Source organism: Xenorhabdus mauleonii, assembly GCF_900113945.1.
GTDB classification, from domain to species: Bacteria; Pseudomonadota; Gammaproteobacteria; order Enterobacterales; family Enterobacteriaceae; genus Xenorhabdus; species Xenorhabdus mauleonii.
This window is the reverse complement of record NZ_FORG01000007.1, coordinates 22,955-47,198: the sequence shown is the minus strand read 5'-3', so window position 1 is coordinate 47,198 and position 24,244 is coordinate 22,955. Positions and strand designations below refer to the sequence as shown.

The following is a 24,244-nucleotide window of genomic DNA, read 5'->3' as shown; positions in this document are numbered from 1 at the left end:
TTATTATTGAGTAATACAGCGTGAATATATGGCAGCCAATGTTGTGGTGACATTGGCTGCTTATGTTTTTATCATTTCGTTTTTTGTTTTGCTCCAGTATTGCACTACATGATGTTGTGCTAAAATGCCGCATGTTTTGGCTCTATTGCAGCAATTAATTATGAAATTCCCTGGTAAACGTAAATCGAAACACTACTTTCCTGTTAGTTTAAGAGACCCTCTCCTTCAGCCCATCAAAGAGATGATGGATACCGAAAATAACCGGGCTTACATTGTTGGCATTGATCAAACTTTGGTGGATATTGAAGCTAAAGTCGATGAAAGCTTCATTCAGCGTTATAACTTGAGCCAAGGACATTCCCTCGTTATTGAAGATGATGTTGCAGAAGCGCTCTACAAGGAACTGACAGAGAATAACCTTATCAGTCACGAATTTGCAGGTGGAACCATTGGCAACACTTTGCACAACTACTCTGTGCTGGCAGATGATAAATCTGTTTTGCTCGGCGCAATGTGCAATAACATCCAGATAGGCAGTTATGCCTATTGCTATCTGTGCAATACATCCAGCCGCATGGATCTGAATCACCTGCAGGGTGTAGATGGCCCCATTGGCCGCTGCTTTACCTTAGTGACAGAAAATGGCGAAAGAACATTTGCTATTAGCCCGGGTCTAATGAATCAACTTCATCCGGAAAGCATTCCTGAGCACATTATTGCGGAAGCCTCGGCATTGGTACTTACCGCATATTTGGTGCGCTGTAAGCCAGGTGAACCCATGCCGGAAGCGACGATGAAGGCCATTGAATATGCGAAGAAACATGATGTGCCAGTAGTTCTGACATTAGGGACAAAATATGTCATCGCTGATGATCCTCAATGGTGGCGTGACTTCCTGGCTGAAAACATTTCTGTTGTCGCAATGAATGAAGATGAGGCATATGAATTAACCGGTTTCAGCGATCCATTGCTGGCGGCTGATATGGCGCTCAATTGGGTCGATTTGGTACTGTGTACAGCGGGGCCTGCTGGATTGTACATGGCGGGTTATACAGAAGAAGAATATAAACGCCAGACATCTCATCCTCTGTTACCTGGTGCAATTGCGGAATTTAATCGCTATGAGTTTAGCCGGGCGATGCGCAAAGTAGATTGTCAAAATCCGACGCGCGTTTATTCTCACATTGAGCCTTTTATGGGTGGCCCTGAAAAAATCATGAATACCAATGGCGCTGGAGATGGGGCATTATCGGCTTTATTGCACGATATCACCGCTAACAGTTACCACCGGATGAATGTGCCAAATTCCAGCAAACATATGCGTTCTTATTTGACCTACTCCTCATTGGCGCAAGTATGTAAATATGCAAATAGGGTGAGCTATCAGGTATTGAGCCAACATGCCCCACGTTTAACCCGAGGTTTGCCGGAAAAAGAGGATAGTCTGGAAGAGTCTTATTGGGAGCGTTAATACTGGAATTTGCACCAGTATGTCGTTTTAAATATTCCCACTTAAATATCCCCACATAGTGGGGATATTTTTTTGCGAGGAAACTCTTTCAGGCCGTAAATTATGCCGCAGATGATGGACTGGTTGGCAAAGGTGATTGTGGTGGCTCTACCGGACAACCTGCCTCATAATTTTCAGGAAGTGCATCAGCCATGGCCCGTGCTATTTCGTGTTCACCAATAATGATTTGGTTTGCGCCACGCTCTGCAATATAGGTGACCTCTTCATCATAATGGGCGCGAACAATAATATTGATATCAGGCCGGATCTCTCTGGCATTCGCAACAATTTCACCGGCGGCATAGCCATTGGGGATTGTCAGGAGTAGCGTACAAGCGCAATCGAGCCGTGCCAGTGCCATAATATCTTTCTTGGCTGCATTTCCCACCACCGTACTGATTCCGGCATCTCCCAGCTCTTCAAATCGTGCACGAGTATCTTCAATGACGACTACCGGGAAACTCCTTTCTTGTAAACGCTGACAGAGCAGGCGGCCAACCCGGCCATAGCCGACGACGATGGCATGACCACAGATATCGACAGGGATCTGCGTTTCCTCTTCCAGCGTTTCTTCGATTAATTGTTCTTCAAGAGTCTCTGTTTTTTCCAGATAACGATCCAGTAAACTAAACAGGACAGGGTTCAGCATAATGGAAATAATAGCGCCAGCCAGAACAAGGTTGCGTGCTTCTCCATCCAACAGCCCCAGCGTGATGCCAAGCCCTGCCAGAATAAAGGCAAATTCGCCGATTTGGGCAAGGCTGACTGAAATGGTTAAGGCGGTTCGTCGTGAATGCCCAAACATTCTTACCAACAGCATGGCGGCCAAAGATTTGCCGATCACAATAATGGCAAGAGTTCCTAAAATAGCGAGAGGTTGCTGGAATAACACCATCGGATCAAACAGCATACCTACTGACACGAAGAAAAGAACGGCGAAAGCGTCTCTCAGTGGCAAGGTATCTTGTGCCGCTCGATGGCTCAATTCTGATTCATTCAATACCATGCCGGCGAAGAAGGCTCCCAAGGCAAATGAGGCATCAAATAATGTAACAGCGCCATAGGCAATACCCAGTGCTATGGCCAGTACAGCCAATGTGAATAATTCACGGGAACCTGTGCTGGCAGTTTTCGCCAGTAACCAAGGGATTAAGCGCCGGCCGACAAAAATCATCAATAAAATAAAGGCAATGACTTTGCCGATTGTAATGGAGAGTTCGAGCAACAACTGGCCGATATTGGCGTTCTGGTTATCAATAATGCCTGCTGCTGCCGGCAGCAATACCAATGCCAAAACCATTGCCAGATCTTCGACAATCAACCAACCAATGGCGATTTGCCCTCTTTGGCTATCAATAAGCTGCCGCTCTTCCAATGCCCTGAGCAATACCACTGTGCTGGCGGTAGACAGGCAGAGCCCGAAGACAATGCCGCTGAATAGTCCCCAACCGAGTAATGTGGATAACCCGACTCCAAGCAAGGTTGCAACGGCAATTTGAGCGATGGCTCCTGGAATGGCGATTGATTTGACGGCTAACAAATCTTTAAGCGAAAAGTGAAGACCGACACCAAACATCAGTAATATCACGCCAATTTCTGAAAGTTCTGGAGCCAAAGAGGTATCGGCCACAAAACCGGGGGTAAAAGGACCTGCTAATACACCGGCGACAAGGTAGCCTACAAGAGGCGAGATTTTAAAGCGTTGTGCAAGCATGCCAAGCAGATAGGCGAGAACAAAGCCGCCAACAATGGTCGTGATCAGAGGTGTCGAATGCTCCATCAAGGCTCCTTCTGAGTGAGGTTAAAATAAATTGTATGATTAGGTGAGGTAATAATATATTTTATAAATAATTCAAGGTAAGCGTGTTAAAAAATATACTGAGTGGTGAAAATGAGCGTGATCTGCATAAACGCTATTTTAATGTAATTTTATGCAGATCTTGTTATTCTTTACGCTTGTTTACAAAGAAGGAATCTGTAAGGTTTTGGTTAAAAGTAATTAATGTATTCTACTGATTATTTTGATTTTTATTTTCCATGTTAGGCAGTAATAGCGTGAATATGCCAAGAAGTGGCAAAAAGGCGCAAATTTTATAAACTAACTCTATACTGGTTTGATCTGCAATATAACCAAGTACAGCGGCACCAATACCACCCATTCCGAAAGCCAGACCAAAGAATAGGCCAGAGACCATGCCTGTTTTACCAGGAAGGAGTTCTTGGGCATAGACTAAAATGGCAGAAAATGCAGATGCCAATATGACACCAATGACGACAGTCAGTATGCCAGTCCAGAATAAAGATACATAAGGTAGCATTAGAGTGAATGGCGCAACCCCAAGAATTGATCCCCATATGACATATTTACGGCCAATTTTATCGCCAACCGGCCCGCCAATCATCGTGCCCGCAGCGACAGAAAATAAAAAGACAAATAGGTGGATTTGGGCATCTTGTACAGATACGCCGAATTTTTGGATTAAATAGAAAGTGTAGTAGCTACTGATACTGGTGAGATAAAAATATTTTGAAAAAATCAGTATTAATAGAATGGCAAAAGAGCCCACGATTGTTTTCTTGGAAAATCTTGCTGGAGAGGCATGATGCGCAGATTGAGACGAACTGGCCCGATGCTGCATTTTATACCATTGACTGACCTGCAATAGAATAACGATTGCCAACAGTGCCGCCAGAGAAAACCAACCGACATTTCCCTTGCCGTAAGGTGCAATGAAAATGGCTGCCAATAATGGCCCAAGCGAAGCCCCTAAATTTCCGCCCACTTGAAATACAGACTGCGCCAATCCGTGGCGTCCACCGGATGCCATGCGGGCAACTCTGGACGATTCCGGATGAAAAACGGATGAGCCCGTTCCGACCAGCGCGGCGGCCAGCAATATGACTGGAAAACTTTCTGCATAAGCCAGCAGAAGCAGCCCTGATAAGGTAAACCCCATACCGATTGGCAATGAATAGGGTTGGGGATGTTTGTCTGTATACAAGCCAATAAGGGGCTGTAACAGCGATGCGGTGACCTGATAAGCCAGAGTTATCATACCAATCTGAATGAAACTCAGGGTAAATTCAGATTGCAGCAATGGGTAAATCGCCAATATCAGTGACTGAATCATATCATTCAGTAGATGAGAAAAGCTGATGGCACCGAGTATTGAGAAAACAGTACGATGTGTTTTTTTGGATGAAGCTGACAAGGATTTTATATTGCTTTGTTCACTCATATTTATTCGCTTATCAATAGAAGTCGGTAGGGAATGGCAGATGACCAGTGTTGAATCTTTGTTTACTTTTCACACTTTAATCCATCTTGGATTGTGAATAAAATCTTTATACCTATGAAGATAATTTGACAGTTATCTCAAAAAAATGAAAGAAGGCATTATTTTATGGTGCAACTATGTAATCCTGAACAAAAAATACGATGAACGTTGTGTACCTATTGGATTTCAAGGTGCAGCCAATAAAACTGCGGCTTGAAAGACGCAGATGTATATCAGTAACACTATTACAGGACATGGAGATACCCATGAAGTTTTCAATTAAAGCATCAATATGTGCTCTTTCAGTTTCTCTGTCGTTATTCCCCCTAATTGCAGTAGCTTGGGAAAAAGACAAAACTTACGATATTACAATTCTGCATACTAACGATCATCATGGCCATTTCTGGAATAACGATCATGACGAATATGGTTTGGCCGCTCAAAAAACGGTGGTTGATTCCATTCGTCAGGAAGTTGCCAAAAAAGGGGGAAGTGTATTGCTATTGTCGGGTGGTGATATCAATACCGGCGTACCAGAGTCAGACATGCAAGATGCTGAGCCAGATTTCAAGGGTATGAATTTAGTGGGATATGATGCTATGGCGCTGGGCAATCATGAATTTGATAAGCCTCTTAGTGTGTTGCAACAGCAGCAAAAATGGGCAAACTTTCCATTTTTATCCGCCAATATTTATCAAACCAGTACGGGCAAACGGTTATTTAAACCTTATGCCATCTTTGATAAACAGGGAATAAAAATCGCGGTACTGGGTTTAACGACTGATGATACGGCCAAAATAGGCAACCCAGCTAATTTCCCGGGTGTTGAATTCCGCCCCCCTGCTAAAGAAGCCAAAAAAGTTATCGAACAGCTGAAAAAGAACGAGAAACCGGATGTGATCATTGCGGCTACGCATATGGGGCATTATGACGATGGTCATCATGGAACCAATGCACCGGGCGATGTTGAAATGGCGCGTAGTTTACCTGCGGGGTATTTAGACATGATCGTGGGAGGGCATTCACAAGATCCTGTTTGTATGTCTAAAGAAAATAAAAACTATAAACTGGTGGATTACGTTCCGGGAACGCCTTGCTCTCCAGATCGCCAAAATGGGACATGGATTGTTCAGGCTCATGAATGGGGAAAATATGTTGGCCGTGCTGATTTCCAATTCCGTAATGGTAAATTCAAGCTGGTTCATTATCAGTTGATCCCCATTAATCTGAAGAAAAAAGTGAAAAAGGAAGATGGCAGCACAGAGCGCGTTTACTATACTCATGAAATTCCGAAAAACCCGGATATGCTTACACTGCTGACCCCTTATCAGGAAAAAGGCAGCCAGAAATTGGGGGTTAAAGTCGGTTCAGTGGATAACAAACTGGAAGGCGATCGAAATAAAGTTCGTTTCGTGCAAACCAATATGGCGCACCTTGTATTGGCTGCCCAGATGGAACGCACAAACGCAGATTTTGCTGTAATGAGCGGTGGTGGTATTCGTGATTCCATTGAGCCAGGCGATATCACTTACAAAGACGTATTGAAAGTACATCCGTTTGCTAACCAACTCGTTTATGTCGATTTCAAAGGGAGTGAAGTCTTACCTTATTTAACCGCCGTTGCGAATATGCAAAAAGATTCTGGCGCTTATGGTCAATTCTATAATGTCAGCTTCGTGATGAACGGCAAAAATATCAGTGACGTAAAAATTGGCGGCAAGCCGTTAGATCCCAATAAAACGTATCGCATGGCAACGCTGAATTTCAATGCGATTGGGGGCGATGGTTACCCACGGGTTGATAATTTGCCGGGTTACGTTGACACGGGTTTTGTCGATGCTGAGGTATTGAAAGGATATATTGAAAAACATTCACCACTGAAAGCGGCTGATTATGAGCCAAAAGGTGAAATAGTCCATAAATAAATCGCTATTAGTTAATATACGATTATTTATTTTTTGGCGATATAAAAAGACCATCTGAAAAGCAGATGGTCTTTTGCTTAGTTACATAGGAGTAGTGATGTAAAATCTAAAATATACACTTCGTCTTTCAAGCAGCCTCTTTGTTGGTTCCTGGTCACATAATTATCTATGCTCCCCCTTGCCGCCACGATGCAACTTTAAATCCATTGTGTATAGAGACGGTTGGTTGAAACTAAAATAATATATTTATTGAGTAATGTAGTAATTAATGAAAATATTTCTCCTTATGTTAATGGTTATAAATTCCGTTTTTTATTTTTCAAATAGCAAAGTGACAAAGATGGCAATATTACAAAGGAATGATAGAGCGTTATTTTTTCTGTTTAAGAAAACTCAATTAATTAAAATATTAACTGAAGTTTTTCGCGATGAGGAAAGTATATCGACATTCTTTTTCGGCACAAAGCCCTGCTTTATAAAAAACAGAGCCGGCTCGAAAAAATTAATGGAAGTTGCATTTATCATGCAAATCCAAGGCCTTCAAACCTTGGCAATGTCCGAAAACGAGCAGTTAAGCAATTGACATAAATCAGCGGGAGATAGCTCAATATCCAGCCCACGTTTCCCCCCTGAGATGAATAGAGTGGGTAACGTTTCTGCTTGGATATCGATAACGGTTGGAAGGCGCTTTTTCTGCCCCAACGGGCTAATGCCGCCAACCAAATACCCAGTCACCTTTTGTGCCAAAAGGGGATCAGCCATATCCGCTTTTTTCGCCTTGAAAAATTTCGCTATTTTCTTTAAATCGAGTTGCCCGGAAACTGGCGTTACTGCAACAGCCAGATTTTTGGGATCCCCATTCAAGGAAACCAGCAGTGTTTTAAAGACCTGTCTGGCATCTAAGCCGAGTTTTTTGACGACTTCATCACCGAAGTTGTTTTCATTGGCATCGTGCTCATAAGGATGGAGTTTGAAATTAATTTTTTGCTTTTCCAATAAGACAATGGCGGGAGTCATATTTTTTCCTGTAAAAATTTTCCTGCAAAGATAAAACATAGGGTAGGGTAACCGCTTCGTTGTTCTGTCAGTTTAACAAAATTTGCCGTATCTTGTTGTCACCGTGGAAATAGTTATCACCTTGAAAAAGTAAGGCTATTACAATAGCCAGGCATATACCGTTTGGCAACGATTTCATTTCTTCAATATCACTTAAACCATCTCTATATAGATTGGTTTGTAGCAGATTTGTGTAAAAAATGCACTACACTTTATCTAAAGTAATATTGGTTATCCATCCATAATTTTTCAAAATGGAACTTTATTTCTATAGGTAGATTTCCTTTAAAAGGTTTTATCATTATGAAAAATTATTTTAATACATCTGCATCAGATTAAATGATACCGAGGAAGATAAATATGGGTTTCACTAAAGATAAATTTAAGCTAATTTTTGAAACAGGCGATCTAGCTTATGGTTTGAATTCGTCTAGGTCGAAATATTTTAATGGTGTGTTTAAATATGTTAAAGAATATGGAATAACTTTTCCACCAAAAATAGTTGATAGTTTTTTAACTCCGGCTGAAATAGCGTGGGATGAATCCTTAGAAAAACTTAAAGTTGCTAATTATCGTCAAACCGTAATGGAATATAATAAACGCATTAAATATACCAAAAATCCTGAGTTTCAATCCTACAATGAAAGAATTAATAAATGTTTTTCTGAGCATGATAAATATCATACGGTTGCTGAAACTCATGTCTTCACAGATACAGAGATGAAGACGTTAAAATCAATTAAGAAAATGAAAGATAAAGAAAAAAAGAAGATGATGAGGTATGATGATGCAAGGCAAAATAAAAGTAGGAATATTAATAAATATACAGAGTTATATAATAAAGCAGAAAGGAAAGAAGAGGGTATAAATAATCTTTTGATCGCATATATTAGGGATAAATATAAAAATACATATTTTAGAGATATAGGCAGGAAATGCAAAGGAATATTAGAATTCGCATGCCGAGAAGAAAATGACTTTATAACTTATATACATTTTTTACTTGATGAGCTTGATATGGATCAGGTTACTAAGAAAATTCCTGTAAAAGATTCTGGGGATCCTAGTATTACGGGGCAAGAGTTGAGGTGGATATATAGAAACAGAGAAAATGGAAATGTAGCAAACAAAATACAATTCTGGCTAGATGAAAAGCCTATTGTCCCTCCTTGGGAAATAGAAAAATGGAAGAGCCTATGGGAAGACTATGGTAATTCACGCAAAGATAAACCTGCTAAGCCCATTAAACCCACTAAGCCCATTAAATCCACTAAATCGGTTCTTAGCTGCTTCAAATGGAGAAAATAACTCCTTTAAAATAAACATGAAATATCAAAGAACATATTGAGCGCTATAGATTAGTCAATATCGTGGCGTTAACAAAATCTGCCGTAAGTTATTGTCACCGTGCAGATGTAAGGCTCCCACAGCAACCACATACTTTCCTGCCGGCAATTGGTGTAATTGTTGGCTCCACCGTTGATTACGCTCAGTCATTAAAATTTGGTAAATGTCCTCACAGAATGTTGTCGGCAACATCTGATTTGTTGATTCAGAATGATAGTTCATCCACCAGTTGATCATCGTTTGCAAAGTTTGGGCATTGGTATGCCAATGGGTAATAGTGTCTTCGAGCAGAGGAAGCCCGTCGTTTGGCAACTGGGTCAGCAAGTCTATCTGTGCATTAGCGCCCTCTAATTCAATAATGGGTTTATTGATGGCTTTCGCACTGTTCAACAATTGATAATCGATACCATATTGAGGACGCAAGCCCAAATATTGAGCTTGTGTAGCTTGTAATATCAATGAGACTTGCCAAGACGGCAGGGGATCCAGCAGGGTCGCAGGGTATTGGATTTCCCGGCAGTAATTCTGCAAGCAGTCAAAATGCTCAGGAGATAAACGTTGTGACAGTGGCGCAACCTGCTCGGAAAATTGCTCTTGGAAAGGGGATTCTGCCTGCGTTATATCAGCTTCGACAATAAGGGCATCAGATTGATCCAACTGTTCCAGCAGTATTTCAGAAAGTGGGAACATGTTTCTTGTTCCCATATGGATACTGCCAACAATGTGCAATTGTCTGTTTTGGCTTAGATTAATATCGAACGCGGGGTAAGGATAATGCGGTTGGCGGTTTAGCCCTAATACATTACCGACATATGTCATCAATTTTCCCATGTTCCATACTCCTAAGGTTGGCAGTAAGTCAGTAGGTTAGCATAATCGATCTGTGAAAATCTCACTTCAGGATTTAGGCTTGAAGCGCAAGAGCCGATTGGCGTTGCTAACGACGGTAATGGAAGATAACGCCATTGCCGCACCTGCAATCACCGGATTCAATAATGTCCCCGTGAAAGGATATAAGATGCCTGCCGCAATCGGGATGCCCAGCGTATTATAGATAAATGCGCCAAACAGGTTCTGTTTCATATTGCGCAATGTGCCTCTGGATAATTCAACCGCATCCGCCACCCCATGCAGGCTATGACGCATGAGCGTAACTGACGCCGTTTCAATGGCAATATCACTTCCCCCTCCCATTGCGATCCCGACATCGGCTTGTGCCAGTGCGGGAGCATCATTAATACCGTCGCCTATCATCGCCACTTTTCGCCCTTCCGCCTGAAGTGACTGGATGGCTGCTGCTTTGCCGTCAGGCAAGACTCCGGCAATAATGTGGTCGATACCGGCTTCTTTAGCAATGGCATTCGCTGTTACAGGGTTATCCCCGGTTAACATGATTAAACGATAACCTTGATGGTGCAAGCGTTGCAGGGCTGAAACCGTATCTTGGCGCAGAGGATCGCGGATAGAAAACAGAGCCGCGACTTTCCCATTAGCCGCTAGGATAACGGGCGTGATGCCTTTTTCTGCCTGGGCTGCAATTAATGGTTTTAACTCCGTGGTATCAACCTGATTTTGCTCAAGCAAGTTTTGATTGCCCAACAGCAGAGAAGCGTTTTCAACTTTTCCCTGTATTCCCAGCCCTGCTAATGTCCGAAATTCCTGAACCTCCGGTAATGTTTGCCCTTCAACTTTCAGCAAAATAGCTTTTGCCAGAGGATGGCTTGAGCCATTTTCCAATGCGCCAGCCCACATCAAGACCTGTTTATCCGTAAGGCCGTTGAAGGTGTGGATTTCCGTTACCTGTGGCATGCCTTCTGTCAGTGTGCCTGTTTTATCGAAGACTATCGTATCCAGTTGGCTGGCTTGCTGCAGGGCATCGGCATCACGAACCAAAACACCTAATTCGGCTGCCCGCCCAACGCCAGAGATGATGGACATGGGGGTTGCCAGTCCGAGTGCGCAAGGACAGGCGATAATTAATACCGTGGTGATGATAACCAGCGCATACATGATTTGTGGCGCGGGGCCGACAAAATACCAGATGGCACCTGAGATTAAGGCAATGGCAACGACAACCGGCACAAAGATGGAGGAAATTTTATCAACCAATTGGCCGATTTCCGGCTTACTGCTTTGAGCCTGACGAACTAGCTTGATGATGCGAGCCAGCGTTGTTTGGCTGCCAACTGCATTCGCGTTAAACGATACGCTGCCATCTTGAACCACAGTACCTGCATGAACAGTATCACCTGCTGATTTTTGCTGGGGGACTGGTTCACCGGTCAGCATGGCTTCATCCAGCCAGACTGTGCCCTGAATAATTTCACCATCGACGGGAACACGATCCCCCGTTGTCAGGCGCAGTGTCATGCCGGGAAGCACATCGGACAATGGCAGTGTTTTTTCACCTTCAACGGTAATCACTCGGGCAGTGGGGGGAGTTAAATCCAATAATCGTTCAAGTGCTTTAGACGAGCGCTGGCGAGCACGCTGCTCTAAGGCATGCCCGAGGTTGATTAACCCAATGATCATGGCACTGGCTTCATAATAGAGATGGCGAGACTGGGGAGGGAACAAATCTGGCCATAAGTTGACACTCATGGAATACAGCCATGCTACACCAGTACCCAGTGCAACCAGTGTATCCATTGTGGCGCTGCCATTTTTCAGGCTTTGCCACGCACTGCGATAAAAATGCCCGCCTGCAAATATCATGACAGCCAGTGTAATCAGGCCAATCGTGAGCCAAATAGCATGGTTTGAAGGAGAAAGCATCATGTTGTCGCCTATCATGCCCCAAATCATGACAGGTACACCAACCGCCAAAGCCAATGCGGATTGCCAACGGAAACGGCGCATATTGGTTTGTGCAACCTGCTGCTGGCGCTCACGTCGCTCCGTTTCATCTTGGATGATTTCCGCACCATAGCCTGCCTTGCTCACCGCTTCAATCAGGGCATTTGGTGACGGGCTGCCAGTTACCAAGGCGCTTCTTTCGGCGAGATTGACTCTGGCATGCTCAACGCCATCAACAGACAGCAGCGCTTTTTGCACTTTACTGACACAACTGGCGCACGTCATGCCATCCAATAAAAGTTGAACACTATTATCATCAGAAATTAAATTATCATCAGAAATTACATTTTGATTGTGCTCACTGGGCGTTTTTACCGGAGGCATTTTCATTGCTGATGCGTTTGCCGCTGCCAAAGGCTCCGGTATTTGTGAGGCAGGTATTGCCAGCGGCTCAGTTTTTGGGAAATCGGCTCCGGTGGCAAATTCAGCGTGATAACCCACTTGTTCTACGGCATTAATTAACGCAGCGCTTTCTGCATGGCCGTAAATTTTTGCTGTTTGGGTATCCACTTCTGCCACGATGACGCCTTCAACCGCTTCCAGTGCTTTTCTGGTCTTATTTGCACATCCCATACAGCTTAAACCTGACAGTTGTAATTCTGTATCGGGATTCGTAGTAACAGTGGCTTGATAACCGGCTTCAACAATGGCTGCAATTAACACATCGGGTGAAACATCACTGATCACTTTGGCATAATTCAGACTGACAGTTGTCTGCTCAACACCGGGTATCTTTTCCAGTGCTTTCTTGACACTGCCGACACAATGCATACAAGTTAAGCCTTGCAGTGCAAGAATGGTGGTTGTGGACATAATGATATCTCCTGATACAAAGTAGTATACTTATCATTAAGGCTAAACCTTCCTGCAAGGGGAAGGTCAAGGGGGAATGATGAACATTAGTGAAATTGCCCAAAAAACGGGTTTAACCAGCAAGGCTATCCGGTTTTATGAAGAAAAAGATCTTATCACTGCGCCAGTGCGGGGAGATAACGGCTATCGTTATTACCAGCAAAAGCATATTGAGGAGCTGATGCTTCTTCGTCAGGCGAAAGAGGTTGGGTTTACGCTGGAAGAATGCCGGGAATTATTGCGATTATTCCGCAATCCCAGTCGTCACAGTGCAGATGTAAAAACAGCGACGCTGCAAAAAGTGGCCGAAATCGAAAAGACTATCGCTGAATTACAAAAAATAAAGGAAAAATTGTTGGTACTGGCGGCTGAGTGCCCGGGAGATGATGGGGCGGATTGCCCCATCATTGAGCATTTATCAGGCTGTTGCATGCATCACGCTTAATGACGAACAGGCCTGACTTGTAATGTAATTCCGTCGACAGCGATGATTTCTACTTCGGTATTAGCTGGGAGTTCTTGGTTACAGTGAACACGCCAGCTGCCATCGGCCAATTTGACTCGTCCATAGCCATTTTCGGTATCTGTAATTAAGTGAGTGCGGATACCGATTAACTGATGATCTTTCTGATTGAGGGTCTTATCGCTTGCTTTCTGTGGGCGACGGCGCAACCAGCTGCGCCATGCAATAACAGAAACTAAGGTCAGGACAGCAAATAGAACACCTTGCAGTTCCCAAGCCATATTGGGGAAAATCCATGTGAGCAGGGCAACAACAACCGCCGCTGTCCCTGTCCACAAAAGATATCCACCTGTTCCCAGTAATTCTGCAATCAGAAGCAAGCCACCAAAACAGAGCCAGAACCAGACAGGTTGAGCGGCGATCTGTTCAATCATGGTTATTTATCCTGTTTGCCTTTCTTGCTTTCGTTAATTAACTCAGCAATGCCTCCAATGGCACCCATTAAATTGCTGGCTTCCAGCGGCATCATAATGACTTTGCTGTTATTTGAGGCACCAATGTTAGTCAGGGCATCTGTATATTTTTGGGCAACAAAGTAGTTAATTGCCTGCATATCACCACTCGCAATCGCATCAGAAACCATTTTGGTTGCACGGGCTTCTGCTTCCGCCGCACGTTCACGGGCTTCTGCCTGAAGGAAAGCGGATTGACGTTCACCTTCTGCTTTCAGGATTTGTGACTGTTTTTCCCCTTCCGCTCTCAGAATGGCTGCCTGGCGAATACCTTCAGCCTCAAGAATATCTGCACGTTTGGTACGCTCTGCTTTCATCTGGGCATTCATCGCAGAGATTAACTCTTTAGGTGGTCGAACATCGCGGATTTCAATACGCGTGATTTTCACACCCCAAGGGTTAGTGGCTTCATCGACGATGGTCAGCAGGCGGCTGTTAATGGAATCGCGCTGGGATAACATTTCGTCCAGCTCCATTGAACCCAGCACAGTACGGAAGTTGGTCATAGTCAGGTTAATGATGGACAATTCCAGATTACTGACCTCATAGGCTGCACGTACAGGATCGACCACCTGAATAAAGCAGACAGCATCAATCGTGACATTGGCGTTATCGCGAGAAATGACTTCTTGCGATGGGATATCCAATACCTGTTCCATCATATTGATTCTGCGGCCGATGCGATCGACGAATGGCATAATGATATGCAAGCCGGGTGTCAGTGTGCGGGTATAGCGGCCAAAGCGTTCAACAGTCCATTGATAGCCTTGCGGAACCGTCTTCACACAAGTAAAAACGATAACGACAGCAATAATGATTAAGATCGGTACAGCACCAAAAGACAGTAAATCCATAATAATTCCCTTATTAGCTAACTATGGAATATATAAACGTTTCTTACTTAATAGAGCAAAGAGTATACATGACGACGGTATTTAGATGCCAGCGAATCTCCAGCGCCCAAAGTAGAAATGATATCCATCAACATTTTTTTCACTGCGCCATCCGCAGCCGCAAGATCTTTTTTCAGGAAACCGAACAGTAATTCAAGCGCCTCTTCATTACGGCCGACTTCGTGTAATTTGGCTGCCAGTTTAATCGCCAATTCAGCATTTTCTGGTTGGGTTGCCAACTCTTGCTGAAGTTGTTGGATCTCGGGTGAATCAGCCGCTTCTCTTTGGGCCTTAATACCTGCCAGCAACTCATGATAATGCTCATCCTGCTCTTCCAATGGCACGGTATCCAACAGATTTTGGGCGTCATCAAGGTGATTTAACGTCAGGTTTACTTGAGCCAGCAGCAAAGTGACATTTGTATCTTGGGGATTTTCCTGATGGATCGTTTTCAATAAAACTAAGGCTTCCTGATTGTTTCCAGCGACAAGCAGGTCATTGACTTGTTCCAATGGTGATTTTTCTTCCTGGCCGAGGAGCTTGGCGAACATGTCCCGGATTGACTCATCGGTCTGGATACCTTCAAAGGCGTGCACAGGGCGGGCTTCTTGCACAAACATGGTGGTAGGTAAACCACGTATACCGAATTGTGCCGTGATATGGGGAAGCTGGAGGCTGTTAACTTTCGCTAAAATAAATTGCCCGGCATATGCGTGCGCTATCTTATCAAGAGTGGCTTCCAATTCATGACAATGAAGGTCTTGCGGAGACCAGAAATAGAATACGACGAGTTGATTAAGTGATTGTTGAACTATCTCAGCAATATTAGATTCATCAATGTTAACAATATAACCTGCGTTACTGTTTGTATTCAATGTAGCTTCCATTGGGCATTCCTCTCTGGTTCGTTGCAAGGTTTATACCAATAAATAAGACTCATTTATTCGTTTTTCAATGTTTATTGGCTGTTTATTAGCTTTGCCAACGAATAATTTTATCCAGCCATTTATCAGGGAGTATACGACGCATAACTTTTACTGCGTGAGTCAATAATGTAACAGGATAACGTAATTTTGGATTGGGACTTTCCAGTGCGTGAATGAGTTTAGAGACAACATCTTCAGGTTTTAGGGTAAAGCGGCTGGCAAGTCCCGGGTTTTCAACAGGATTATTCTGCTGTGTTTGATTTACATTATCGGTAAAACGCGTATGGATTGGGCCTGGCTCCAGCAGGGAGACTTTGATATTCGTGTTCGCCAACTCTCCCCGCAAAGCATCAGACCATGCTTCAAGCGCATATTTACTGGCGGCATAGGCACCACGGCGAGGTGTAGAAATGAGCCCCATCACTGAACTGGTCTGGACAATTCTGCCTGCGCCATAAGCCCGTATGGCTGGCAATAACAGACAAGTTAGCTGGTGAGTGCCGAAAAAGTTAGTGGAAAACTGCTTTTCCATTTGCTCGCGGGAAACACTTTCCAATGGCCCATAAACACCGAATCCGCCGTTATTGAAAAGCCCAAACAAGCGGCCATCGGTTAATTCGATGACTTTTTTGGCTGCAAGCTCCACACTTTCTTTGTCATCTAAATCTAATTCAACCGGCTCAAACCCCAATTCACGCATGTGTGCCAAATCGGCGGCCTGACGGCAGGCTGCGAGTACACGATAACCACGTTGGTGCAGTGTCTTGGCAGCAGACAAGCCAATTCCACTAGAACATCCAGTAATGAGAATTGCTTTTTGCATAACTTTACCTGTTTTTTGCATCAATTATGGAAATAAATGATTACTATTGAGAAATACCTTTACTTAAGGATGATTGATGTATTTTGATAGGTTATGGGACATCCAGTTTGCAATGAAGGGCTGAGCATTTTTATTTGGGTGCAGCCCATCATCCTGCATCCATTCCGGTTTGTCTGCAACCTGCTCCATGAAAAATGGCAGTAGGGGGATTTGGTTGCGCTCAGCAAGGGCTGGATAAATTTTTGCAAAGGATTCGGTATAGCGTTTCCCATAATTAGGTGAAATTCTGATTTGCATTAACAAAGGTTGTACTCCAGCTTGCTTAATCAAAGTGATGCCCTGTTGCAAATCTTGTTCTATGTTTTGAATAGGAAAACCACGCAGGCCGTCATTGCCGCCAAGCTCTAGCAGAACCCACTTGGGATTGTGCTGTTTCAATAATTCAGGTAGGCGCTTAAGCCCCTGAGAAGCGGTATTGCCACTGATACTGCCATTGACAATGACTGTTTTTTTACCGGCTTGTTGCCACTGTTTTGCCATCAGAGAAGGCCAAGATTGCTCAACAGGCAAGCGGTATCCGGCACTGAGACTATCGCCCAATATAAGCAAAGTATCAGCCGCTGCTGCTCTGGCGCTGCATAGCATCAACAATAAAAGGAAAAATACATGGCTGTAGAAAATATTCTTGAAGTTCATCATCTCACTAAACACGTTGGTCAAGGGGAACAGGTAATTAATATATTGCAAGGTGTTGAGCTGATTGTCGAGCCAGCACAGACAATTGCATTAATTGGCGAATCTGGATCAGGTAAATCAACCCTCTTAGGGATAATAGCGGGGTTGGATGATGGCAATGCAGGTGATGTTCATTTATTGGGACAGAATATCAGCCGGATGAACGAAGAGCAGCGGGCGCAGTTGCGGGCAGAAAACGTCGGTTTTGTATTTCAATCATTTATGTTGATCCCAACTTTAAACGCGTTAGAAAATGTTCAGCTTCCGGCACTGTTGCGGGGAGAGGCTGAAAGTAAAAGCCGACAGCAGGCGATTGAATTACTCGAACAACTGGGCTTGGGAAAACGCCTGAAACACATGCCGGCCCAACTTTCGGGCGGAGAGCAACAACGGGTGGCTTTAGCTCGGGCATTTTGTACCCGTCCCAAGATTCTGTTTGCTGATGAACCAACAGGAAATCTTGATCGGCAGACCGGGGATCGCATCGCTGATTTGCTGTTTTCCCTCAATCATGATTATTCCACGACATTGATTTTAGTCACCCATGACAGCCAACTTGCTGCCCGCTGCCAGCGTCGTTTGCGTTTGGTGGATGGAAAATTGAGGGAAGAAGCATGATTTGGCGCTGGTTTTGGCGTGAATGGCGCACGCCTTCTCTCCTGATTGTTTGGTTATCCCTGACGCTGGCGGTTGCTTGCGTACTCTCTTTAGGCCGGATTAGTGATCGCATTGATCAGAGCGTGCATTATCAAAGCCGGGATTTTTTGGCGGGAGATTTGGTTTTAAGGGCGTCGTACCCCGTTGATGAAACTTGGCTTAAAAGGGCGCAGGAACAAGGGCTGACCTTGAGCCGTCAAATTTCATTTTCGACTATGACGTATGCAGGGGATATTCCGCAGTTGGCTCAGGTGAAAGCGGCAGATAACCGCTATCCGCTGTACGGTGAGCTGGAAACCAATCCCCCAAAATTAAGGCCCGAACAAGGTACGGTGCTGGTTGCACCCCGTCTCCTGAGATTGTTGGGCGTTGAGGTTGGCGATAATCTTGATGTGGGGGATACCACATTGAAGATCAGCGGAGAGTTATTGCAAGAGCCGGATAGTGGTTTCAGCCCATTCCAGATATCGCCCCGAATTTTAATTAACATTGCTGATGCTGAAGCAACGGGAGCAATCCAGCCGGGCAGTCGTTTGACCTATCGCTATATGTTCTCTGGTTCTCCGGATGCTGTTGAATCATTCCGGCAATTTGTTGATCCACAATTAAAAGCCGATCAACGTTGGCTGACGCTAGAACAAGACAATAGTGTCTTGGGACAATCCATTGAGCGCGCCCAGCAATTTTTATTGTTGTCGGCGTTGTTGACCCTGTTGCTTGCTGTCGCCGCGATGGCGGTTTCAATGAGTCACTATTGCCGCAGCCGACATAATTTGGTTGCCATTCTGAAAACGCTGGGGGCAGGTCGCTGGGCTTTGCGACAGTGGATTATTGGGCAATGGTTAGTCATATTGATTGCTGCCATAGTGCTGGGCTCCATTTTAGGCCTGATGTTTGAATCGGCACTGATTCGTATTCTGGCAGGAATGCTGCCCAAGATGTTACCAGCGGCGGGCATGTGGCCTTGGGTATGGGCGATCGGAGCATTACTGGGGATCACCTTGCTGGTGGGCATTCGCCCTTATCATCAATTAATGGCAACTCAGCCTTCTCGGGTATTGAGGAGCGATATCACTGCCGCGATTTGGCCATTGCGTTATTACCTGCCGGTTGTGGCAATAATTTTGACTGGCGGATTGATCCTGCTGGCGGGCACCAAGCCCATGTTATGGGCATTGTTGGCAGGGATTCTGATTATCGCGCTATTATTGGCGATATTGGGGTGGGGCGGGTTATGGTTGCTGAGACGAGTGACATTCCGTCAGTTAAGTTTGCGTTTGGCAGTCAACCGTTTGATATGTCGCCCATTTCAAACCATGACTCAGTTGGCGGCATTTTCTCTGTCATTCATGTTATTGGCCTTGCTTGTCATGGCAAGGGGCGATTTATTGAATCGTTGGCAACAGCAATTACCGCCGGACAGCCCGAATTATTTCCTGCTTAACATTACTCAGTCACAAATTACTCCGGTTAATGAGTTGCTGGCTAGATACCAAGTGCAACCCACCGAGTTTTATCCAGTGATCCTTGCACGTTTAACTGAAATAAATGGGCAATCTGCCATTGAATGGGCCGATAAAAAGCACCCCAATAGTACAACGGTGCGCCGCGAACTGAACTTAACCTGGAAATCAGATCTGCCGCCTTTTAATACCGTTATTAAGGGAACATGGCCACCGAAACCGAATGAAGTCTCTATGGAACAAGGGGTTGCTGAACGGTTGCAAATTGATGTGGGAGATCAACTGACCTTTACGGGGGATACCCGAACATTTCATGCCACAGTGAGCAGTATCCGCAAAGTCGATTGGGAAAGTGTGAACCCGAATTTCATTTTTATCTTCGCCAAAGAGACGTTGGAAAACCAGCCTGGCATGTGGCTGACCAGCTTCCATTATGAAGGCAATGGAAAGCTGTTGACGGAGGTCAATCGCCATTTTCCAACCATCAGTATGTTGGATATCGGTTCGATAGTTAAACAGGCACAAGGCATTTTGCAGCAAGTCAGCAAGGCGCTGGAGATTATGGTTGTCTTGGTCATGATCTGCGGCACATTGCTTTTGCTGGCACAAATTCAGGTAGGCATGAGTCAGCGCCAGCTTGAATTGGTGGTGTACCGCACGTTGGGGGCGAGCAAAAAATTATTGCGTCGCACATTGTGGAGTGAGTTTGCACTGCTTGGCTTTATGGCAGGTTTAGCGGCGGCATTTGGCGCTGAAGTTGCACTTTGGTTATTGCAGACTCAGGTCTTTGATTTTCCTTGGCAACCGCAATGGCAAATGTGGATTTTGCTTCCCGTCATGAGCAGCTTGCTGCTTTCACTTTGTGGTAGTTGGTTAGGAATTCGGTTATTGCGGAGGCAAAGCCAGTACCGACGTTTGCCGGAGTAATGTTTGAGATGGGGAAGGCATTAAATGGATGTCTTCCCCATTGCCGGAAGTTATTACCGGATATTCTCCGAATATTCTTCTCTGAATCTAGGGAGTATATGATCACCAAACATTTTCAGTCCCTTGATGTAATCAGTGAAAATCAACATAACACCATCCAGCTCACAATTACGCATTAAATTTGACAGCTGCTTGTAGCAATTTTCTGGCGTTCCGATAATCGTTTGAGTCATAAAGGCATGCTTGGAACGCTCAACCATCGCAATATTTTTTCCGCTCGTATCAATGCCATAACTGTTCATCATATTTTGGACACCTTCTGCATCCACGCCTTGGCGGTAAAATTGGGCAAGGGTTTCCGCATGGGCATCTGTTTCGGCGAAAATAATGGTGCACAAGCTGAAAGTTTTGGTTGGTTTGTTATATTCAGCAGCGATACGCTTGGCCGTTAAACTGATTTTCCGGGTGTCTGCTTCATCTCTGCCACTGATAAAACAAACATCAGCATTCTGTACACTGAAGCGAAGCCCCCGTTCAGATTGACCTGCACAAAACAGATAAGGGCGAGGATTGGAAAGGGGCTTGGGTTCAGAAACACACTGTTTAAGGTGAAAATACGCTCCTTCATGATCCACCCGTTTTTCACGCCAAAGCCGCTTGATAAGCTGTGTCCACTCTGCTGTCATGGCGTAGCGTTGGGCATGATCCAAGCTGTTATCCCATGCCCCCATTTGTTCAAACTCATCCCGGAATGAGCCAGAAACAATATTCAGGCCTGCCCGCCCTTGGCTGATATGATCCAACGTGGTGATCATTTTAGCTGTCACTGCCGGGTTATGCAGGCCAGCATGGACTGTAGCTATCAATTTTGCGCGGTGTGTGACCTCAGCAATGCCGGACAGCATCGTAACCGCTTCCAGTGAAGTGCCCCAGTGATCAGTCTCACCGCCAAAACCTTTCCACTTGCCTATAGCCATAATGTAATCGAGGCCGATTTGGTCGGCGAGAATAGCAGCCTCACGGTTTTGTTTATAAGACGCATCCAATGGGGGCGTGTTTTTGGAAACTATCCACCCACCATTGGCGATGGGCAGAAATACACCGAACTCTTTCTTCGACATTATTATTTCCTTGTTTTTGAGTTGGTTCAGTTCATTTATTCCCCCTGTTCAATAAATTGAGCTTCTTTTTATGGCTGTTTTGTCAGCTTTTGAACGGGAGGTTTCATCATCAACGTGACGACAATAACAACAAATACAGGAATAATGATGATTAAAAATGCTAAAGTAAAACTGCCTGAATAGTCTTTAATGGCCCCAGTAAAGAAAGGCGCCAGACAAGCCAGAGTGGAAATCAGGTTCATGATGGAAAAGAGTTCCAGATAAGGTTTTCGGCCAAAATAGTTAGCCAGCAACACACTGGATGCAAGAAACGTCACGCCATATCCCATGCCGACACACACTGCGAATGCAATTAAAAACGGCCAGGAAGACGCAATACTGAGTGCAATCAAACCAAGAATGATAATCGTCAGGCTGCCAATCAGTAATTTTTTAGGGTCTATCCATTCGCCGACAGCACCGCCAGCTAATCGGGAAAAAGCATTGATAAAGGCCATCGAGCTTAATAAGCCTGCGGCGATCGCTTCACTGAAACCATTTTCGATGATATGGGCAACGGCGAAACTATTAACGGTAATCCCACACCATAAAAATGCCGTATAACTTGCGGCAATCACATAAAATTGCCATGTCCGCAATGCGTGATGCACAGTCCAGTGTTGTTGAGTGCGATAAATACTGGGCGTGTCTTGATTATAATGTTTTTGGTTTACGGCCTTGGCATGAGCGACTTCCCGCTTTCCTTCCTGAAGAATAATAATTGTCAGGAGCACGAAAATGGTCAGGACGATTGCGGAGATCATCCAGTGCATCCGCCACGTACCCCAGACACGGGTTGCCAGAAAATAGATCCACGGGCCAATCACGCCGCCCAATCCTCCAATCGTAAAGTAGAAGCCGAAGGCAAGGGATTGTTTTTCATATAGACGTGAGATGACATAAGTGCCCGGAACGGTAGCCAAAAAAGTAAAGCCAACACCAATCAGAGCCGTACCGATAAAGTACGATAAAATTGCGTGTGTATTATAAAGACTGTAGAAACCCGCCAAAAAAACCAGCAGACCAATCGCCAAAGTGAAACGAACACCAACCTTACGGATAAATATCGTTGGCAGAAAACTAGATAGCCCACAAGTCAAGCCAAGTAGTGTGAAACCTAAACCGGCATTAGTCCAACTCCAGTCCAACTCATTAATCATGCTGGGAAGAACAACACCCAATGAGGTAAACGTTGTTGCGGTGGATAAAAAATAGACCATGCCTAAAAGTATCAGCACAACCCACTGATAAATGCGCCCGAATTGCTCGTGTTGAGTGGACATTATGACCCCATCAAGGAATTAAAAACGACACTATATTAAGTGTTTATTAGAAAAAGCTGTACCTAATAAATACCCCATAGCTAAATTGATTGGTGCGAAAGTAAGGCGTATCTTTAATTTTGTACTTATTTTTGCTGAGGTTTACGACAACGCCTGTCCATAGATGACCTGATTGATAGCCCAATTGTTTTCCTAAGTCATAATGCAATTCAGGTTTGAATTCGAGCATCTCAGGATTGTCCCGTCGCCCCAGAGTGTAATCGAACGTTCCGACAATGCGGAAATCCCCCAATCGATTCTCGAAAGGTAAACCATAATCAATATGGATACGCTGATCGTTCCAACTGCCTTTGGCATTGTTTTCAACATAAAAGATCGTACGCAGCCAACTAAACCCGCCTACCTGCCAATCAAGGCTGATACCCGGAAAATAGTCATATTTCATGTTCTTGGTCTTGGCAATCCATTGAGTGAATAAGATATCTTTCAATGGGCCATAGGAAAAATCATGCCCTGTAATTTTGCTGGCACTGAGCCTTGGCACAAATTTATAGTAATAGGTGCTTTTATCGCCGTTATAGTCATGCTGCAAAGAATTTTGCCAAATGCTGTAAACATACATATCACCGATTTTATAATCGCCAAAGGCCTCTACAATGGGGGATATGGTCTTTTGAGGATCGATTCTGTTGTCAAATTGAACGTAAAGGCTGGTATCAATTGATTGAAAATTAACAAAATCATTAGATTGCGCAGGTGAAGAAAAAAGAAAACATGATGCCATCGCAGACAGCGCTGAGTTTGTCGTTACCCTTGCTCTGAATGTTTTGTTTTTTTCTTGCTTGGTTAGAAATGGCACTGAGTTGCTCCTCGTTATTTTATGGACAATGAGGTTACTTCCTTTGTGCCCTATAAATTAACGTTATACTCAGCGAAGTACCAGTATTAAAAATTAGTAATTTGGTTGAGGGGGATGCAGCCATTTCATTCAACGATTTTATGCAATAACGCTCTCTAAATTTAAAGGAAATATAATAAAGTGCTGAAATTAAAATCAGCACCTTATTAAAAATAAACGTGGTTTTGACCGCGTGAAATGGTATGTTTTCCTTTATTTTAAATTGTATATTAATGGCTAACTATCAACATCGGATAAAATCAATTTATTCACAATACCATTACTGCACTCTATCTCAACTTGTATTCCAGAAGACTTTGCAGTAAGCAACAGAGTGAACAATGCTCTGCCATAATCGGTGTTTATTCCGTAATTTGGTGATAATTGCATCCAGTTTTCCGGATCTCCTGATAATGTAAAAGTTGGACTATAAGATGCGTTATAATATTGAATAGAACCGATATGTCCTTTATTTTCTTTAGAGCAAGTATGAGCATGAGCGGAACCAACAGAGAAAGAAAAAGTGGTTAACAGCATAACGTAACTGAGAAGGCATCTATATTTCATGATTATTATCTCTCTTGTTTTTAGTATGGCTATTATGAGTCATGTACGATTGTTTTTTTTAATCTAATTAAAGCATCTTGAAAAAATACAATGAAGGTATGATGTTACCTCTT

The 24,244-nt window shown here is 44.1% G+C and carries 20 protein-coding genes; 6 read left to right on the top strand and 14 right to left on the bottom strand.

What is annotated here, in order from left to right:
* Window positions 1-160: 160 nt before the first annotated feature.
* The gene (locus tag BM100_RS08975) at window positions 161-1,471 is read left to right on the top strand and encodes an inosine/guanosine kinase (protein ID WP_092510383.1); all 1,311 of its coding nucleotides are present in this window, start codon (window positions 161-163) and stop codon (window positions 1,469-1,471) included.
* Window positions 1,472-1,571: 100 nt separating this feature from the next.
* Here BM100_RS08975 and ybaL read toward each other — a convergent pair whose 3' ends face one another.
* Complete coding sequence (gene ybaL, locus BM100_RS08970; protein ID WP_092510078.1) at window positions 1,572-3,290, bottom strand: YbaL family putative K(+) efflux transporter; 1,719 nt, start codon at window positions 3,288-3,290, stop codon at window positions 1,572-1,574.
* Between the two features lie 229 nt (window positions 3,291-3,519).
* Window positions 3,520-4,749, bottom strand: a complete 1,230-nt coding sequence (locus tag BM100_RS08965; RefSeq protein ID WP_092510076.1) for an MFS transporter — start codon at window positions 4,747-4,749, stop codon at window positions 3,520-3,522.
* Between the two features lie 305 nt (window positions 4,750-5,054).
* Here BM100_RS08965 and ushA point away from each other — a divergent pair, with 305 nt between their 5' ends.
* Window positions 5,055-6,713, top strand: coding sequence for a bifunctional UDP-sugar hydrolase/5'-nucleotidase UshA (gene ushA / locus BM100_RS08960; RefSeq protein ID WP_092510074.1), 1,659 nt, complete (start codon window positions 5,055-5,057; stop codon window positions 6,711-6,713).
* Window positions 6,714-7,253: 540 nt separating this feature from the next.
* Here the strand turns inward: ushA and ybaK are convergent.
* Window positions 7,254-7,730: a Cys-tRNA(Pro)/Cys-tRNA(Cys) deacylase YbaK gene (ybaK, locus tag BM100_RS08950; RefSeq protein ID WP_092510070.1), complete on the bottom strand. Its 477-nt coding sequence runs from the start codon at window positions 7,728-7,730 to the stop codon at window positions 7,254-7,256.
* A gap of 399 nt (window positions 7,731-8,129) precedes the next feature.
* On the opposite strand from ybaK, the gene BM100_RS08945 reads away from it, so the two are divergent.
* A complete protein-coding gene (locus BM100_RS08945) occupies window positions 8,130-9,077 on the top strand; it encodes a hypothetical protein (protein WP_092510068.1) in 948 nt (315 codons plus the stop codon).
* Window positions 9,078-9,131: 54 nt separating this feature from the next.
* Here the strand turns inward: BM100_RS08945 and BM100_RS08940 are convergent, their stop codons facing one another.
* Together BM100_RS08940 and copA are read right to left on the bottom strand one after the other, a co-directional pair.
* A complete protein-coding gene (locus tag BM100_RS08940; protein WP_092510066.1) occupies window positions 9,132-9,947 on the bottom strand; it encodes a TraB/GumN family protein in 816 nt (271 codons plus the stop codon).
* A gap of 66 nt (window positions 9,948-10,013) precedes the next feature.
* Window positions 10,014-12,785 (bottom strand): copper-exporting P-type ATPase CopA, encoded by a 2,772-nt coding sequence (gene copA / locus BM100_RS08935; protein WP_092510064.1) that lies wholly within the window; start codon window positions 12,783-12,785, stop codon window positions 10,014-10,016.
* Between the two features lie 79 nt (window positions 12,786-12,864).
* Here copA and cueR point away from each other — a divergent pair, with 79 nt between their 5' ends.
* Entirely contained in the window at window positions 12,865-13,269 is a 405-nt protein-coding gene (gene cueR, locus BM100_RS08930) for a Cu(I)-responsive transcriptional regulator (protein ID WP_092510062.1), read from the top strand.
* Here cueR and BM100_RS08925 read toward each other — a convergent pair.
* The 5 genes from BM100_RS08925 to tesA all read right to left on the bottom strand — a co-directional run bounded on the left by BM100_RS08925 (window position 13,266) and on the right by tesA (window position 17,137).
* The gene (locus BM100_RS08925; RefSeq protein ID WP_092510060.1) at window positions 13,266-13,721 is read right to left on the bottom strand and encodes an NfeD family protein; all 456 of its coding nucleotides are present in this window, start codon (window positions 13,719-13,721) and stop codon (window positions 13,266-13,268) included. The two genes, cueR and BM100_RS08925, sit on opposite strands and share 4 nt — an antisense overlap.
* Before the next feature lie 2 nt (window positions 13,722-13,723).
* Window positions 13,724-14,653 carry an SPFH domain-containing protein gene (locus BM100_RS08920; RefSeq protein WP_092510058.1) on the bottom strand — a complete coding sequence of 310 codons (930 nt, stop codon included), beginning with the start codon at window positions 14,651-14,653 and terminating at the stop codon, window positions 13,724-13,726.
* 47 nt (window positions 14,654-14,700) lie between these two features.
* Window positions 14,701-15,579 carry a co-chaperone YbbN gene (locus BM100_RS08915; RefSeq protein ID WP_092510056.1) on the bottom strand — a complete coding sequence of 293 codons (879 nt, stop codon included), beginning with the start codon at window positions 15,577-15,579 and terminating at the stop codon, window positions 14,701-14,703.
* A gap of 85 nt (window positions 15,580-15,664) precedes the next feature.
* The gene (locus tag BM100_RS08910; RefSeq protein WP_092510381.1) at window positions 15,665-16,441 is read right to left on the bottom strand and encodes an SDR family oxidoreductase; all 777 of its coding nucleotides are present in this window, start codon (window positions 16,439-16,441) and stop codon (window positions 15,665-15,667) included.
* A 63-nt stretch (window positions 16,442-16,504) separates the two neighbouring features.
* On the bottom strand, window positions 16,505-17,137 hold the full coding sequence (tesA, locus tag BM100_RS08905; protein ID WP_175494934.1) for a multifunctional acyl-CoA thioesterase I/protease I/lysophospholipase L1: 633 nt from the start codon (window positions 17,135-17,137) through the stop codon (window positions 16,505-16,507).
* On the opposite strand from tesA, the gene ybbA reads away from it, so the two are divergent.
* A complete protein-coding gene (gene ybbA / locus BM100_RS08900) occupies window positions 17,108-17,794 on the top strand; it encodes a putative ABC transporter ATP-binding protein YbbA (protein ID WP_092510052.1) in 687 nt (228 codons plus the stop codon). The genes tesA and ybbA overlap by 30 nt on opposite strands.
* On the top strand, window positions 17,791-20,223 hold the full coding sequence (ybbP, locus tag BM100_RS08895; protein ID WP_092510050.1) for a putative ABC transporter permease subunit YbbP: 2,433 nt from the start codon (window positions 17,791-17,793) through the stop codon (window positions 20,221-20,223). Before ybbA ends, ybbP begins: the two co-directional genes overlap by 4 nt.
* A gap of 53 nt (window positions 20,224-20,276) precedes the next feature.
* Here ybbP and BM100_RS08890 read toward each other — a convergent pair whose 3' ends face one another.
* From BM100_RS08890 to BM100_RS08875, 4 genes are all read right to left on the bottom strand, one after another.
* A complete protein-coding gene (locus tag BM100_RS08890; protein ID WP_092510048.1) occupies window positions 20,277-21,344 on the bottom strand; it encodes an LLM class flavin-dependent oxidoreductase in 1,068 nt (355 codons plus the stop codon).
* Between the two features lie 68 nt (window positions 21,345-21,412).
* Window positions 21,413-22,666: an MFS transporter gene (locus BM100_RS08885; RefSeq protein WP_092510046.1), complete on the bottom strand. Its 1,254-nt coding sequence runs from the start codon at window positions 22,664-22,666 to the stop codon at window positions 21,413-21,415.
* A gap of 46 nt (window positions 22,667-22,712) precedes the next feature.
* Complete coding sequence (locus BM100_RS08880) at window positions 22,713-23,525, bottom strand: outer membrane protein OmpK (RefSeq protein ID WP_244590623.1); 813 nt, start codon at window positions 23,523-23,525, stop codon at window positions 22,713-22,715.
* 276 nt (window positions 23,526-23,801) lie between these two features.
* The gene (locus BM100_RS08875; RefSeq protein WP_139216944.1) at window positions 23,802-24,131 is read right to left on the bottom strand and encodes a hypothetical protein; all 330 of its coding nucleotides are present in this window, start codon (window positions 24,129-24,131) and stop codon (window positions 23,802-23,804) included.
* Between the last annotated feature and the right edge of the window lie 113 nt (window positions 24,132-24,244).